The organism is Pseudonocardia sp. T1-2H (genome assembly GCF_038039215.1).
Classification (GTDB): Bacteria; Actinomycetota; Actinomycetes; order Mycobacteriales; family Pseudonocardiaceae; genus Pseudonocardia.
Genome location: NZ_JBBPCL010000001.1, coordinates 441,812 through 457,486, shown reverse-complemented (window position 1 = coordinate 457,486; position 15,675 = coordinate 441,812). Strand labels below are relative to the sequence as shown.

11 protein-coding genes and 1 pseudogene are annotated in these 15,675 nt (G+C 70.3%); 8 read left to right on the top strand and 4 right to left on the bottom strand.

All coding sequences use genetic code 11. The features are described 5' to 3' along the window. Nucleotides 1–40 precede the first annotated feature (40 nt). Both WBK50_RS02275 and WBK50_RS02270 read right to left on the bottom strand, forming a co-directional pair. Nucleotides 41–661 (bottom strand): annotated as a pseudogene (locus tag WBK50_RS02275) (flavin-containing monooxygenase); the annotation flags it as partial. 94 nt (nt 662–755) lie between these two features. Next, nucleotides 756–1,706 carry an alpha/beta hydrolase gene (locus WBK50_RS02270; protein WP_341334001.1) on the bottom strand — a complete coding sequence of 317 codons (951 nt, stop codon included), beginning with the start codon at nt 1,704–1,706 and terminating at the stop codon, nt 756–758. 209 nt (nt 1,707–1,915) lie between these two features. On the opposite strand from WBK50_RS02270, the gene WBK50_RS02265 reads away from it, so the two are divergent. Further along, nucleotides 1,916–3,010 carry a M20 family metallopeptidase gene (locus tag WBK50_RS02265; RefSeq protein ID WP_341334000.1) on the top strand — a complete coding sequence of 365 codons (1,095 nt, stop codon included), beginning with the start codon at nt 1,916–1,918 and terminating at the stop codon, nt 3,008–3,010. A gap of 430 nt (nt 3,011–3,440) precedes the next feature. Here the strand turns inward: WBK50_RS02265 and WBK50_RS02260 are convergent, their stop codons facing one another. After that, nucleotides 3,441–4,382, bottom strand: a complete 942-nt coding sequence (locus WBK50_RS02260) for an Lrp/AsnC family transcriptional regulator (RefSeq protein ID WP_341333999.1) — start codon at nt 4,380–4,382, stop codon at nt 3,441–3,443. Nucleotides 4,383–4,562: 180 nt separating this feature from the next. Here WBK50_RS02260 and WBK50_RS02255 point away from each other — a divergent pair, with 180 nt between their 5' ends. From WBK50_RS02255 to WBK50_RS02225, 6 genes are all read left to right on the top strand, one after another. Beyond that, nucleotides 4,563–5,732 carry an NAD(P)/FAD-dependent oxidoreductase gene (locus tag WBK50_RS02255; protein ID WP_445942209.1) on the top strand — a complete coding sequence of 390 codons (1,170 nt, stop codon included), beginning with the start codon at nt 4,563–4,565 and terminating at the stop codon, nt 5,730–5,732. Nucleotides 5,733–5,743: 11 nt separating this feature from the next. Further along, nucleotides 5,744–5,938: a ferredoxin gene (locus WBK50_RS02250; RefSeq protein WP_341333997.1), complete on the top strand. Its 195-nt coding sequence runs from the start codon at nt 5,744–5,746 to the stop codon at nt 5,936–5,938. After that, nucleotides 5,935–7,161 (top strand): cytochrome P450, encoded by a 1,227-nt coding sequence (locus tag WBK50_RS02245; RefSeq protein WP_341333996.1) that lies wholly within the window; start codon nt 5,935–5,937, stop codon nt 7,159–7,161. Before WBK50_RS02250 ends, WBK50_RS02245 begins: the two co-directional genes overlap by 4 nt. Nucleotides 7,162–7,302: 141 nt before the next feature. Continuing rightward, on the top strand, nt 7,303–8,703 hold the full coding sequence (locus tag WBK50_RS02240; protein ID WP_341333995.1) for a nucleobase:cation symporter-2 family protein: 1,401 nt from the start codon (nt 7,303–7,305) through the stop codon (nt 8,701–8,703). Nucleotides 8,704–8,858: 155 nt separating this feature from the next. After that, entirely contained in the window at nt 8,859–11,012 is a 2,154-nt protein-coding gene (locus WBK50_RS02235) for an ATP-binding SpoIIE family protein phosphatase (RefSeq protein WP_445942208.1), read from the top strand. A gap of 1,665 nt (nt 11,013–12,677) precedes the next feature. Beyond that, nucleotides 12,678–13,706 (top strand): DNA topoisomerase IB, encoded by a 1,029-nt coding sequence (locus tag WBK50_RS02225; RefSeq protein ID WP_341333994.1) that lies wholly within the window; start codon nt 12,678–12,680, stop codon nt 13,704–13,706. A 129-nt stretch (nt 13,707–13,835) separates the two neighbouring features. On the opposite strand, the gene WBK50_RS02220 is transcribed toward WBK50_RS02225, so the two are convergent. Beyond that, the gene (locus tag WBK50_RS02220; protein WP_341333993.1) at nt 13,836–14,915 is read right to left on the bottom strand and encodes an alkene reductase; all 1,080 of its coding nucleotides are present in this window, start codon (nt 14,913–14,915) and stop codon (nt 13,836–13,838) included. A gap of 247 nt (nt 14,916–15,162) precedes the next feature. Between WBK50_RS02220 and WBK50_RS02215 the strand changes: the two genes are divergently transcribed. After that, on the top strand, nt 15,163–15,528 hold the full coding sequence (locus WBK50_RS02215; protein ID WP_341333992.1) for a hypothetical protein: 366 nt from the start codon (nt 15,163–15,165) through the stop codon (nt 15,526–15,528). The last annotated feature ends 147 nt before the right edge of the window (nt 15,529–15,675 follow it).

Sequence of the window (15,675 nt, the reverse complement as noted above, 5' to 3'; positions counted from 1 at the left end):
CCATGGGGAGCGCCAGGTTCGGCGTGCGCTGGAAAAGGGTCAGCTGCGCTGCGTCGCGGGCGCCCTCCTGGACGACCTGGACGCCGCTGGCCCCGGTCCCGATGACGGCGACCCGCCTGCCGGTGAAGTCCAGCCCCTCCTGCGGCCACAGGGCTGTGTGGTGCCAGCGGCCCTCGAACGTGTCCTGGGCCAGGCCGGGAATCTCTGGGATGTAGGGCTTCGAGGCGAACCCGAGGCAGGGCACGAGGTAGGTGCAGCGAATGGTCGTGCCATCCGATGCGCGCACCACCCACTGGTTGTGGTCGTTGTGGAAATGCGCCGCCGTGACCCGGGTGTTGAACCGGACGTCCTTGCTGATGTCGAGCTTGCGGTCGAGGTAGGCGAAGTAGTCACGAACCTCGTTCCAATCGGGGTAGAGCTCCGTGTACTCCCAGTCCCTCCACAGGTCGTCCCGGGAGAACTGGTAGATCGGGCCCTCGGTGTCGACCCGGGCGCCCGGGTAGCAGTTCCAGTACCAGATCCCGCCGAGTTCCGGGCCGGCCTCCAGGACCTTCACGGAGTGACCGAGGCCGCGCAGTCGGTCGAGTTGGTAGATGCCGGCGAAACCGGCCCCGATCACAAGGACGTCGAGTTCCTCGACAACGTCGGTCGTCGTGCTCATGCTGCTCTTGCTCCTTTACAACGCAGCTGGTGTGGATTGTCGGTGAGCGGACGCGCCCGACACGTCGGCGATCAAACGACGCCCCGTCCGAGCGTCATGGGGAGAGCGCGGCTCGGACCTCCGTCGCGATCTCGTCGTGCAGCCGCTTGCCTTGCTCCAGGACCCCGTCCATCCAGTAGAAGCCGTGAATCATGCCGTCGTAGTTGCTGTACTTGACCGGCACACCGGCCTCTCGCAGCCGGTCGGCGTAGCGCTTGCCGTCGTCACGCAGGGGGTCGAACTCGGCAGTGACGACCAGCGCGGGCGGCAGACCAGACAGATCCTCGGCGCGCAGCGGGCACGCTCGCCAGTCCGGCTCGTCGGTGGCGCCGTCCAAGTAGTGCCCCCAGAACCACCGCATCGACTCCCGCTGCAGCATGTACCCCTCGGCGTTTGCCAGCGCCGACGGCTTATCCAGGTCGCGGTCGGTGGCGGGGTAGATCAGCAGCTGGTAGGCCAGCGCCGGGCCGCCCTCCTCGCGGGCCTTCAGGCACACGGCAGCGGCCAGGTTTCCGCCGGCGCTGTCGCCGCCGACGGCGATCCGGCCCGCGTCGATCTCGAGCTCGTCCGCATGCTCGGCGACCCAGCAGGTGCAGGCCCACGCGTCGTTGAACGGCACCGGGAACTTGTGCTCCGGAGCCTTCTGATAGTTCACCGCCACGACCACGCAGCCGGTGCTGTTGGCAAGGGCACGCATCGTCGGGTCGCAGATCTCGATGTTCAGGATCACCCAGCCGCTGCCGTGCAAGTACACGATCACCGGGAACGGGCCGTCGCCCTCGGGGGTGTAGATCCGGACGGGTAGATCCGCCGTCGGCCCAGGGATGAACCGATGGCTGACCGCGGCCACGGGCTGCGGCGGAGCCTGCAGGTCGACGAACGCCCACGCGGCCTGGCGAGCCTCCTGGACCGTCATGTGCTCGAAGGGCGGCTGGCCGGCCTCGCGCATCTGCTCGAGCAAGGCCTGAGCCTGCGGATCCAGTGGCATCTTCGCCTCCTGCGACACGCTGTGTCGTACGCCACAACGGTCTCTCGACCCTAGCGAGGAGTCAAGGATTGACGAGGCTGCGAGCCGCAGCAGCGCCCTCTGACCTGCGTCCCGCTGGGGAGGGACCGTCCCGGTTCCCCGGCCCTGGGACCGGTCGATCATGCCGAGGGGCTGCGGCCCTGTGAAGGTGGTCGACGTCGCGGACGGACCCACCGGAGGAGCGGACAGTGGACCTGACACAGGACTCGTGGAGTGGTTCGGAGGAGGGCGCGGCGGCCCTGCTCTCGACGATAATTCGGCAGCGCAGCGTCTCGGGCGACCCGGCCGGGCAGATCGCGGTGATCGAGACGGTGCTCCGTGCGGTACGGACGCTCGTCCCCGACGTCCGGTGCGAGGCCGACCTCGATGGGCCGCATCCCTGGGCGCTGCTGACCACCGACGCCGCCGGGCCGGCCGGACGCCTGCTGTTCGCCTGCCACGTCGACACCGTGCCGGTCGGCCCGACGGCCGACTGGAGCATCGACCCGTTCGGCGGGGAAATCGCCGACGGCCTGGTCCACGGGCGCGGGGCGTCGGACATGAAGGCCGGAGTGGTCGCATCGGCGGCCGCGCTGGTCGAGGCCTGCCGTCGGGAAGCGCCGGCCGCACTGCTACTGACCAGCGACGAGGAGATCGGCTGCCTGGGGGCGGCGGCGGCGCGTGACGCGGTGCGCGAGCTCGCGCCCCGCGCGGTCGTGATCCCCGAGGCGACCCGCAACCGGGCGCACCTGGGGCACCGCGGGGCCCTCTGGCTCCGCGTCGTCTCCCGCGGTCGCGCGGCGCACGGCAGCACGCCCGAGCTCGGGGTGAACGCGATCGCGCGCCTGGTCGACCTCACCGTCCGGGCGCGCACGGAGCTCCCGCTGGCCGAGGACCCCTACCTCGGCCCGGAGACGTGCAACCTCGGCACACTGCGCGGCGGCACGGCGACCAACATCGTCCCCGACCACGCCGAGGCCCATCTCGACCACCGCACCGTCGGCGACGGCAGCGAGATCCTGTCGTGGTGGCAACGCCAGCCCGAGGCGGACGAGGTGTCCGTGACCACCCGGCTCCCCGCGGTGAAGACCGACGCGGACGATCCCTGGGTCGCGCAGCGGGCGCCTGCAGCCGAGCCGGTGCGCTACTTCACCGACGCCTCGGTGCTCGCTCCGGTGCTGCCCGGCGTGCCCGTCTTGATCTGGGGACCCGGAGATCCGGCGCGGATGCACGCCGTCGACGAGAACGTCCCGGTAGCCGAGCTCGAGCACGCGATCCGGACCTTCTGCGGTCTGGTCCGCTGAGCGCGCCGAAGCCGGTGCGACCGACGTCCGCCAGGCGCTTCGGGCCGGGTGGGCTGTCGCGATCGGCGAAGCGCTGGAGTGGAGCTGGTACGCCCCAGCCGTGATCGTGTCGGTGGGGCTCGCAGAACTCCACCACACATTGCTGCACGTACACCCTCCTCGACACCGGCCGTGATCATTGTCCTCTGGTGAGGAACGCCTTCTGGCGCACCGGCACGGTCCACCCCGGACTCGGGTCGCTCCCCGATGCGCCTGACCGTGGAATCACTCGTGGCACGAGCCCGTGGGTGCCGCAGATTCGAACCCTGCCGGGCACACTCGTCGCCCGACGACCCCGCGCTCTCGGGCGGGCGAGCGGGCGGTGCGATCCGGCCGGCAGGCACTGCCGGTGGATGGCCGCCGGCTGCCCGGTTGGCGACGGCGTGCCCCGTCAGAACTGGGGTCGTCGCTTGACGATGGCGGAATACCGGTTCACCTGGCACGAAACCACACCGTCGACCGCGAGGATCTGCCCGATCCGTTGTTCGAGCACTTCCTGCGTGCTGCACCAGAGCTCCACCAACAGGTCGTAACCACCGGCGACCTCGAGCGAGTACGTCACGTCCGGTATCTCCGCGATGATCGCAGCTGTGGCGGCGCTGTCCGCCACGATGACGACTTCCACGCTGGCGCACCCGGTGCGACCCAGCAGTTCGGGTTCCACCAGCGCCCGCACCGACACGATGCCGTCGCGCTGCAGCCGCAGGAAACGTTGCCGGGTCGCCGCCACGGAGAGACCGGAGAGCATGGCGAGCCGTGTGAACGACAGGCGACCGTCGTCCTGCAACGCGGTCACGATGACGCGGTCTGCGGAATCGAGCGGCCTCCCCCGGCGTGTGTGACCGAGGAACTCGAGCGGGCGGGCCGGTCGGTTCGGGTTGTCGCTGACCCGTGGGCCGAGGGCCGAGCCGCGCAGCAGGGTGGTTGCCCGTACCTCGCCGACGCCAGGCACCGTGCGCACCGACGCGTTGACGAGATCGAGGAGCTCACCGTTCTCCGCGACGCTGACCTGAGCTTGCACGGTCGACGTCGAGGCACATTCGGCGATCCAGTTCATCTCCTCCAGCGCGGCCAGACGGGTCGCGACGCCGTGCACCGAGGCCGTCCCCTCAGCGTCCGCCGCGCAGTGGATGCCGAGCATGGCGACGACCGGCCGGCCGAGGGCTGCGGGATCGACGAGGGCCGCGACGCGTACGGCGTCCGACTCGAGCAGGCGAGCCAGCCTCGGACGTATGCGCGCTTCGGAGACCCCGACGAGCCGCGCCAGCCGGCTGACCGAGGCGCGGCCATCGTGCTGCAGGCTCTCGATCAGAGCACGGTCCAGATCGGACATCGACCACGCGTCCACACTCTCCGGGGGCAGCACATTCCTCTCTTGACACACCCACGGTCGACTCATAGCCTCCGAGCCTACGGGCTCAGATTTTATTGCTGGAGCCTCCTGAAGCAATAAAATCTTGGAGGTCGGATGCGGCCTTGTCGACTCGTGGTCGTCGGCGCCTCCCTCGCAGGCGTGCGGACGGTCGAGGCGCTGCGGCGAAACGGGTTCGACGGCGAGCTCACCCTGCTCGGCGACGAGCCGCACCTGCCGTACGACCGGCCACCGCTGTCGAAGGAAGTGCTGCGCGGGCACGTGGACCCCGCGGCGACGGAGCTCCGGAACGCGCAGGACCTACACCGGCTCGGCGTGCAGCTGCGCCTCGGCGAGCGAGCCGACCATCTCGACCTGCCGGGCCGGCAGCTGTACACCGATCGTGGCGCGACGGTGGGCTTCGACGAACTCGTGGTGGCGACCGGCTCCATTGCCCGCTCGCTGCCGGGCGCCGACCTGCCCGGGGCCCACACGCTGCGCACCAGGGACGATGCGATCCGCCTGCGGGCGAGCCTCACCCGGGTGGAGCGTCCTCGGGTGGTCGTCGTCGGCGCACGCTTCCTCGGGGGCGAGATCGCCGCGAGCTGCCGCACGCTCGGACTGGACGTCACTCTCCTGGAACCTGGTGCTCAGCTCCTCGCCGGCTACGGGCCGGCGATCTCCTCGATCTACGCGCAGCTCCACCGCGACAACGGCGTCGCGGTTCACTGCGGTCGTCGAGCGGTCCGCGTCGTCGGCGAGGAGCGCGCGCGGGGCGTGCTGCTGGACGACGGCGACGTCGTCCCCGGCGACGTCGTCGTCCTCGCCATCGGCTCCCGTCCCGCGACGAGCTGGCTCGAAGGCAGTGGCATCACCCTCGACGACGGCATCGTCTGCGACGCATCCCTGCGCGCAGCCGAGCGCGTCCACGCAGCGGGCGACGTGGCTCGCTGGTGGAGCTGCCGGTACGGGCAGTTGCAGCGCGTCGAGCACTGGACCAACGCGGTCGAACAGGCGCGGACGGTCGCTCTCGACATCGTCACCGGCAGGGCGACGCACGACAGCATCCCCTACGCCTGGTCAGACCAGTACGGCTCACGCCTGCAGGCAGCGGGGACCTTCGCATCGGCGAGCCTCGCACGAGGTCGGTCGATCCCCGGATCAGAGACGAGCGCGATCGGCATCGTCGGCACGCCCGGCTCCGTCACGGGCGTCGCCGCCCTCGACGCGACCCCGCGGTTCCTGCGGCTGCGAGCACTCCTCGGCCAGACCTCGGACTGGGCCGCGTTCGAGGCCGCGATCAGCGACCTCACTCCCTCCCACTCCCACTGAACGGAGATCAAATGCGTCTGCACGTCGACATGACCCGCTGCATCGGCAACGGGATGTGTGCCATCACCTCGCCGGAACACTTCCAGCTGTCCGACGACGGCACGCTGGTCGTCCTCGAGCATGACGCCGGACCGGACGACGCCGCGTTGCAGGAGGCGATGGACAGCTGTCCCGTGGAGGCGATCTCGCTGGAGGCGCCGCGATGACCGCCGCAGCTCAGGGGGGTGCCGCCTCCCCCTCCTCCCCGGACCTGCCGCGCCTGGACCTCGCCGACCCGTCGTGGGCCGGCGATCCGTACCCCATGCTGGACGCACTCCGTGACGCGTCGCCGCTCGCCGAGAGCAAACGAGGCCTGGAGGTCCTGGACCACGCCGCGGGCCTGGCGGTGCTGCGCGACCGGCGCTACACGCGGGACCACATGTCCATCGTGGACGCCGTCGGCATCACCTCGGGCCCGGCCCGCGAGTACAAGCAGCGGATGCTTCTTTCCCAGAAGGGCGAACAACACCTGCGGCTGCGGCTGCCGCTGGCGCGGTACTTCGCACCGGCACGGACGGAGTCGCTGCGGGCGCAGATCCGCGCCATCGTCGACACGCTCCTGGACGAGGTGGACCCGACCCAGCCGGCGAACCTCTTCACCGCGCTGTTCAACCGGGTCCCGGCAGAGGCCTACTGCATGCTGGTCGCCGCGCCGCGAGAGGACGCGCCGTTCGTGTCGCGGGTGTCCGACCAGGTCCTCGCGATCTTCGAGCGCGACCCGTCGAAGAAGGACTCCATCGAGGCCGGGTACGCGGAGCTGTTCCCCTACATGCGCGAGCGCATCGCCGAACGGCGCGCCGCCCTCGGTGACGACATCCTCTCCTCACTCATCCGGTTGCAGCAGGCCGGAGAGCTGACCGAGGACGAGCTCGTCGACGAGGCGAGCACGCTGGTGGAGGCGAGTACGGACAACACCGCCCATCAGATGGGCCTCGTGGTCGCCGCGTTGCTGGAGCGCCCCGAGGTATGGCGCAGGCTGGTCGGCGACCACTCGCTCGTGCCGCGGGCGGTCGGCGAGGGTGTGCGCTTCGAGGCCCGCGTCCGGGTCGTCACGCGGATCGCGACCGGTACCACGGAACTCCTGGGGCATCCGGTTCCCGCGGGAGGGGCCGTGAACGTCGTGGTCCCGGCCGGCCACCGCGACCCGGCCAGGACGCCCGACCCGCACGCCTTCGACCTCGACCGGGAGTCCCCGCCTCAGCTGCTGACCTTCGGCGGAGGCGCCTACGCGTGCATCGGCATGCACCTCGCGAAGATCGAGGCCCAGGAGGTTCTCGACGCCCTGCTGACCCGCTTCCCCACGGCTGAGCTCGCTGCCCCGGTCATCAGGGGCGACAACGCCTATGTCGCGACGACGCCGGAGGTGCCCGTCGTGCTGTCCCCGCGATAGAGGCGCGTCGGCGCACGGACCACGACGAGAACGGCCTTCTCCGTGTGCCGCACGAAGTTCCGGATTCTGTCGGGCATTGCCCGAGCCTGACCCGCAGGTGCCGAACGAACGGACGAGCACACGATCAAAGGAGATCGAACGATGGCCGAACTGAGCAGTAGAACTTCCTCCGCGGCGGACCCCGGCACTCACCCGGTCGACGAGATGCTGCCCAAGGGGCGACTGCTGCTCTACGGGATGCAGCACCTCTTGACGTTCTACGCGACGATCGTGGTCCTCCCGGCCATCATCGCCGCCGGCATCGGGTTGTCGGAACGGGAGACCGCCGTCCTGCTCAGCGCGGTGGTGTTCACCGGTGGCATCGGCACGCTGATCCAGTCGATCGGGCTGTGGCGGATCGGAATCCGCTACCCGCTCGTGCTGGGGGGATCCGCCGTCGCGCTGGGCCCGACGATCGCCATCGGGAACGCACAGGGGGGCGGTGTAGGGGGCCTCCTGACGATCTACGGCGCGGTGATCGTCGCCGGACTCGTCCTCTTCGCGATCGCCCCGCTGTACGGCAGGCTGCTGCGCTTCTTCCCTCCCGTGGTGACGGGCGCGATCATCACCATGGTCGGCTTCTCGATCCTTCCCTACGGTGTGTCGCTCGCCGGCGGAGGTGACCCGACCGCTCCCACGTTCGGCAGCCCGGAGAACCTCGCCATCGCCGGCGCGACCCTGCTCACCGTCGTCGTCCTGTACCGGATCTCCACGGGTCTGCTCAAGAACATCGCCATGCTGCTCGGGCTCGTCGTCGGAGGCGCGCTCGGCGTGGTCCTCGGCGTCGTCGATTTCAGCGGTGCCGCCGCAGCCGGCTGGTTCGACGTCATCGGTCCGTTCCACTTCGGCTGGCCGAGGTTCGACGTGTCCGCGATCATTGTGATGAGCATCGCCATGCTGATCATCGCCGTCGAGAGCACTGCCAGCTTCTTCGCGGTGGGCGAGATCGTCGGTAGAGCTCCCGGCAGCCGGGACATCAGCAGGGGCGTGCTCGGCGAAGGGTTGGCGACAGTGCTCGGCGGTGTCTTCAACTCCATTCCGCCCACGACGTTCACAGGGAACGTCGGACTGGTGAGGGCGAGCAACGTCAGGAGCCGGTGGGTGTGCGCCACGGCCGGGGTGTTCATGCTGCTGCTCGCCTGTCTCCCCAAGGTGGCCGCGGTCGCAGCGGCTCTGCCGAAGCCCGCGGTGGGTGCCGCGCTGCTCGTGCTGTTCGGCATCATCGCCACGATCGGCGTCCAGACCCTGTCGCGAGCCGACCTCACGAAGGACGGCAACCTCATCACCATCGCCGTCAGCTTCGGTGCGGGCAGCATCCCCGCGGCTCAGCCGACTTTCTTCCAGAGCTTCCCGGAAGAGCTGCAGATGGTGCTCGGCAGCGGGATCGTCGTCACCGCCGTCGTCGCGATAGCGCTCAACGTCCTGTTCAACCACGTGGGATCGAGATCACCGAAGAAGGCGGCTGAACCAGGACCGGAAGGGCCGAGCCACGCCGTGACGTGAGCCGTCTCGGCAGTACGACCTCGGCGGGCTCCCTCGGCGAGCGCGCCGAGCCGCGATGCGGACCCGACCGGGCCTCGGCGTGGTTCGCCCTCGGGCGGCGAGCCGTCCGCGTTGCCACAACGGGCGCCCGCGCGCGGGGGACCTAGGATCCGATGGTGTCCCCCGCCGACGGCATCGGTTCCGGCCTGCCCGCCGACCGCCTGCGCCGCATCCAGGCCCTCACCGACATCGGGCTCGCGCGCCTCGAGGTCGAGGAGCTGCTGGAGGAGCTGTTGGGTCGGGTGCGGGAGCTGCTCGAGGTCGACACGGTGGCGGTGCTCCTGCTCGACCCGTCGGCGAACTACCTCGTCGCGACGGCCACCCGCGGCCTCGAGGAGGAGATCCGGCAGGGGGTCCGAATTCCGATCGGACGAGGCTTCGCCGGCCGCATCGCCGCGGAGCGCAGGGCCGTGACGATCCCCGAGGTCGACCACTCCAACGTCATGAACCCGATCCTGCGCGAGAAGGGCGTGCGGTCGCTGCTGGGCGTGCCGCTGATGATCGGCAACGACGTGATGGGGGTGCTGCACGTCGGGAGCCTGCAGCCGCGATCGTTTACCGACGAGGACGCGATGCTGCTGCAGCTGGCCGCGGACCGGGTCGCGCTGGCTACCCGGGCCCGGATGAGCCAGGCGGAGCGGACCGCTGCGACCGCACTGCAGCGCAGCCTGCTGCCCGGGCAGCTGCCCACGGTGCCCGGCCTCGAGCTCGCGGCGCGGTACGTGCCCGGCGGGGGCGGTGAGGTCGGGGGCGACTGGTACGACGTGTTCGACCTGCCGTCGGGGCGGCTGTGCGTCGTGGTCGGCGACGTCGTGGGCCGGGGACTGCAGGCGTCCGTGGCGATGGGCCGGCTACGCAGCACCGTGCGCGCCTACGCGCTCCTGACCGAGGATCCCGCGGAACTGCTGCGATGGCTGGACCGGCAGGTGCAGCACTTCGAGCACAACATCATGGCCACCGTGCTCTGCGCGGTGGCGGAGCCGGGGCACGTCGAGGTGACGGTGTCCTCGGCCGGGCACCCGCCGCCCGTCCTCGCCCTGCCGGGGATGCCGAGCGATCTGGTGGAGGTACCCGCGGATCCGCCCATCGGGTTGACGGGGCCGCGCCGGCGTCGGAACACGGTCGTACCGCTGCCGGCCGGGGCGAACCTCGTGCTCTACACGGACGGCCTGGTGGAGCGCCGGGGTGAGCCGCTCGACTCCGGGCTCGCCCGGCTGACCGCCGCCGTCGTGCCGGGCCCGGCCGAGACGGTGTGCGCGGCCGTCATGAGCAGGCTGATCGGCAACGAGCCGTCGGCTGACGACGTCGCCGTCCTCGTCCTGGCGCGCGACGCCGAGCACGGGGTCGCACCGTTGACCCTGGTCGAGCCGGCCGTCCCGCGGGCGCTGCGTGGCGTCCGCCAGGCCGTGCGGGACTACCTGCGGCGGGCCGGGGCGACCAAGGAGGAGCTCGCCGACGTGCTGCTCGCCGTCGGCGAGGCGTCGGCCAACGTCGTCGAGCACGCGTACGGACCCGCCGGCGGGCTGCTGGAGGTGCATTTGGAGATGCACGGCCGCACCCTCACCGCGACCGTCCGAGACACCGGGGACTGGCGCGAGGCGCGCGGGACGAACCGCGGCCGGGGCACGACGCTGATGCACGAACTGGTCGACGCGGTGCGTGTCGACCACGACGGCCGGGGACTCGGGTCGTGCTGGACAAGACTCTCGGCGGAGTGGGGCGATGACGGAAGCGGGCGTGCGCACGGAGGAGACCGAGCCGGGACGGCTGCTGGTCCGGCTCGACGGCGAGGTCGACCTGGAGAACGCTGGCATCGTGGAGGAGCGCCTGAGCGAGGTGATCACCAACCGGGCCGAGTCCGTGACCCTGGACCTGGGCGGGCTGGACTACCTCGACAGCGCGGGCCTGCGCGTGCTCTTCGCCCTCGCCGGCCGCCTCGAGCTGCTGCAGATCGCGCTGGACGTCGTCGTGCCGGTCGGCTCGCCGGCTCGCAAGGCGGCCGAGCTGTCCGGCCTCGGTGCGGTGGTCACCCTCCGCGCGACATGATGCCCAGGCGCCGTCGACGTGCGTGGTCCCACTCGTTGATCTCCCGCAGAAGCGTTGATTCCGCGTTCTCTCGAAGCGCACTTCAAGCTGTCGGCGCGAGGTTCTCCGAGCCTCAAGCCCGTGGAGCTCGTCGTGGACGAACTGGATGGAGTACATCAGGGTCGTCCGGAGCCATTGGCGCAGTAGCGCCGCGAGATCGGCCCCTCACCATCCACACGTGGTGAGGGGCCGATCTTGTTCTGTCCGGCTGTGAGTGCGAGCGGAGCGAGGATCGGCGAAGGAGCGCAGGCGGGCACGGCAGGCGCTGTGGTGATCATGTAGGTAGAGGAATCGACATGATCTGCGACGGTGCCGTGGCCGCACTTACCGCATCACCGGCGCGTCACCCCGGCACCACGCCGCATCGGCTGAATTGTGCCGACGCCCTGGACCGTCACCAACCCCTGGAATCGTTGATCCGGTTCCGGTGAGCAGGAGCGCCACATTCGCCGCTCGGCGTCTCGAAGAACCGGACACGCTCTGCCCACAGGTAGGTCCGATGTCAGCAGGGCCAGTAGTAGTAGTAGAAGGCGTCTTCCGTCCAGCAAGTTGCGGATGGAGCAGCCGTCGTAGCCGGGTGAGCTCCCACGCTGTTGCCGGCTGTTGCGGACGGCACTGAGGCGTTTGCGGCCGTGGCGGTGGTCGCCCCGACGGCCAAGAGTCCTGCCGTCAGTACCGCAGCGGGAATCGCCTTCCGTCGGATCGATCGGCCGCGGCTCTCGGTCACCGTGACCGTACGGTCTGAATCGCTGTTGCGGGGGGTGGAATTCATGACTTCTCCTTGTCTCTGCGGTTCCCATAAAATTCCCGATCCGAGAGGCATTCTCGAACACCTCGAAGCCCAAGGAGCTGGTGCTGTCGCCGCCAGCGGCCCGAGCAGGAAGTGTGTCGTGAATGACTCGCCGGGTACGGCCCAGTTCGCGACGATGCGAAGGCCATGCTCGACAGTGAGGAGGGATCTCGAGATTCTATGCCCTCAACTCAGCTTTTGTCTGGCCTCATAACCATCGCAGTAGTCGCCGTCAGAGTCGTTAGGGGTACCCCCCTTCTTGGGTCGGATTTTCCCCCTTTCGAATAGGGTTTTCCCCCTCGTGCGGTCGGGCACCTCGGTCGGGTTTTCCCCAGCTGATCGAACAGGCGTGAGAAACCGATCATTAGATTCCGCTTCCGGCCCTCGGCCTGTCGAATGTGACGCCCGATAATCTTCGCCGGGCCCATGTCGAGTACCCGATCACGGCGCTACAGGAGCAGTGGTCGCTGAGCCGGCGGACAATCGAGACAGAGCTAATTCAGCAGCTGACCTGCGCCTGTCCGACAACGAGCTGCGGAAACTCGGCACTCCCGGAGCGAATTGAGGGCCAGGAGAATGCGCACTTCACCACCCGTCGGCCGGGCCGGGCAGCCAGCCGCGAGCGGGACGAAGGTGTAGTGAGAGGCCGCTGGGCCGGCCACCGCACTTGCCCCCCGCGGATCAAGGACAGATCGTCACACCCCCGCCGCAGGAAGAGGCTACGAACCGGCCTCGCGCCGGACGCGGCGGGCGCACTTCGTCCGAGCTGCACCAGAGCTCCACCAACAGGGAGACGGTGCTCGGCAGCGGGATCGTCGTCCTGCTGGCGCGGTCCTTCGACGATCGCGAGGGCGATCGTGGTCCTGTCCGGCGGCGGCGAGGTGTTGCCACGCGTCGGCCGGGTACTCGGACAGCGCCTCGCGCGGCGTGGCGCCTCGCGCGGCGTGGCTGTCGGTAGCGCGCCGTTCGGGTGCTCGCTCGCTCCCCGGTCGTCCCCGGCACCGAGTGCGAGGCCATGGCCGCGGGGGCCTGGTGCGGCCGTCGATCGGAGGTGACTGCGGTGACGGAATCCCCGGCCGTGGCGGAGGCCGCGGGGCTGGAGTACGTCAGCGACGCGGCGCCGGGCATCACGCGCGAGCGCGGAGCGGACGGGTGGGTGTACCGCCGGCCCGACGGCACGGCGATCACCGAGCCCGAGGACCGGGCGTGGATCGACGCGATCGGAATCCCCCCGGCGTGGAGAGGGGTGTGGATCAGCCCCACGCCGCGAGGCCACATCCTCGCCACCGGCCGCGACTCCCGCGGGCGCAAGCAGTACCGCTACCACCCGCGCTGGCGCGAGGTGCGTGATGCCACGAAGTACCACCGGATGGTCGAGTTCGGCGAGGCGCTCCCCGGCGTGCGCCGGCGGATCGACGCCGATCTCGAGCTGCGCGGCCTGCCGCGGGACAAGGTGCTCGGCGCGGTCGTCCGGCTGATGGACGAGACCCTGGTCCGGATCGGTAACGAGCAGTACGCGCGGGAGAACCAGTCGTTCGGGCTGACCACGCTGCGCCATGAGCACGTCACGATCGAGGATCCGGCGACGGTGCGGTTCGAGTTCCGCGCGAAGTCGGGCAAGGAGCAGCGGGTACGGCTGAGCGACGCGCGGCTGGCGTCGGTCGTGCACGCCTGCCACGAGCTGCCCGGTCAGGAGCTGTTCTCCTACGTCGACGACGACGGCCGGATCGTCGACGTCGGGTCCACCGAGGTGAACGCCTATCTCCGGGCGATCAGCGAGGCGGTGTTCACGGCCAAGGACTTCCGCACGTGGGGCGGATCCGTGACCGCCGCGGAGGTCCTCGTCGGGCTCGGCCCACCGCGGTCCGCGAACGACGCCAAGCGCAAGATCACCGCCGCGCTCGACGCGGCTGCCGCCCGGCTCAACAACACCCGCGCGGTGTGCCGCAAGAGCTACGTGAATCCCCGCGTGCCCGAGTCGTACGTCGAGGGCTCACTCGTCGACGCCTTCGAACGGGCCCGGGAGCGCGACCGGCTGCGACATGCGGAGTCCGCGGTGCTCCTGGCGGTGGCCGAAGCACGGCGATGACCGGGCCCGATCCGCGCGCGGCTGCCGGGTGCGGAGCCTGCGGTGGCGTTCGAGGTGATCGGGGTATGAACCCGCCGGACGCGCGACGGCCGCGCCACCCGGAGGTGACGCGGTCGCCGCTGCACACTGTCAGTGCAGGATCGGGTAGTCCGTGTAGCCCTCGGCGCCGCCGCCGTAGAAGGTCCCCTCATCGGGCGTGTTGAGCTCGGCGTCGTCGGTCCACCGCTGGACGAGGTCCGGGTTCGCGATGAACTTCCGGCCGACCGTGACGGCGTCGACCGCACCGGAGCCGATCAGGTCCTCGAGCTGGTCCCGGTCGGACTCGGTGCCGAAGCCGGTGTTGAGCACGAGGGTCCGGGTCCACACCGAGCGCAGTTTCGCGACGATCGGGTCGTCGGCCTCGGCGAGGACGTGGAGATAGGCGAGGCCGAGCTCGTCGAGCTGGGTGACCAGCGTCTCGTAGACGCTGACGTCGTCCTCGGTGATGTCGTTGAACGGGTGCGCCGGCGAGATGCGGATCCCGACCCGGTCGGCGCCGATCGCGTCGGCGGTGGCCTTCGCGACCTCGACGACGAACCGCGCGCGGTTCTCGGGTGAGCCGCCGTAGTTGTCGGCGCGGCCGTTGACCCCGTCGGCCAGGAACTGGTGGAGCAGGTAGCCGTTGGCGGCGTGCAGCTCGACGCCGTCGATCCCGGCGGCGACGGCGAGGCGGGCGGCGTCGGCGTACTCCTGCGCGACACCGGGCAGCTCGTCGGTGGCCAGCTCACGCGGGGTCGGAAAGGCCTGCTGGCCGTGCACGGTGAAGACCTCGCCGGCGGCCCGGACCGCGGACGGCGCAACGGGGGTCTGCCCACCGAGGGTGTCCGGGTGCGAGATGCGGCCGGCGTGCATGAGCTGGGTGACGATCGTGCCGCCCTCGGCGTGCACGGCGTCGGCGACGCGCTTCCACCCCTCCTGCTGGGCGTCGGTGTGCACGCCCGGGGTGTTCGGGTAGCCCTGGCCGATCGCAGAGGGCTGGCTGCCCTCGCTGACGATGAGGCCCGCGCCGGCGCGCTGGGCGTAGTACTCCGCCTGCAGGGCGTTCGGGGTGCCGTCGTCGTCGGCGCGGTTGCGCGTGAGCGGCGCCATCCAGATGCGGTTGGGCAGCTGCCAGGCGCCGACGGTGATCGGCTGGAGCAGCGGGCTGTCGGCGGAGAGCGGACGGGTCACGACGGGTCGAACCTCCTGCGATCGCGTGCTGTACGTGAGCCTTCAACCGCTGGGTTGCCCGGGTCCTTCCGCTCCACCCCACGCAAAGGATCACGTTTGCCGGCGCGGGCAGGCGGTCAGGCCCGTGAATCCCTCGACGACGCAGGAACCGGTCGGATGACCATCGGTGCGTCAGGCTTTTCGGGCATGTTGGTCATGGGGGCCGGGTACTACGAACCGGCCGGACCCAGGAGAGACGAGGCCAGCGGTGAGCGAGACCCAGGATCGGCGACCCGAAGTCCTGCAGGAGGTGCTGCGCCTCGGCGCCGGATTCCGGGACGTGGATCGGCCCTGGGTGCTGGAGGCGCTGTCGGCCCTCGGGTCGCACCTTGCGCGCTGGAACCCCGACCAGGTGTCGGTGAAGGTCGCGGTGAAGGACCGAGGCAGCAAGGAGCAGCGCGTCACCCTGCAGGTCGACCTCCCCGGCTTCCCACCACTGGTGGCGGGCGCCGCCGACCGGCACCTCGAAAGAGCGCTGGCCGAGGCCAAGCGCGAGGTGATCCGGCAGATCGAGGACGAGACGTCGGCGCGGGAGCCCAAGAGCAACCGGCACCTCAGGAGGAGGACGCCCTGACTTCACCGGTGGGAGATCGGCCCGACGAGTCCCGCTGCCGGCAGGCCGATGGCAGGAAGTAGCCCCCGGCCGGGCAGCCGCCCCGCCCAGATTTGGTTACTCCCACTGGCCCTACGGGACACTGCTCGTTCTCCGGTCATGTGCTCG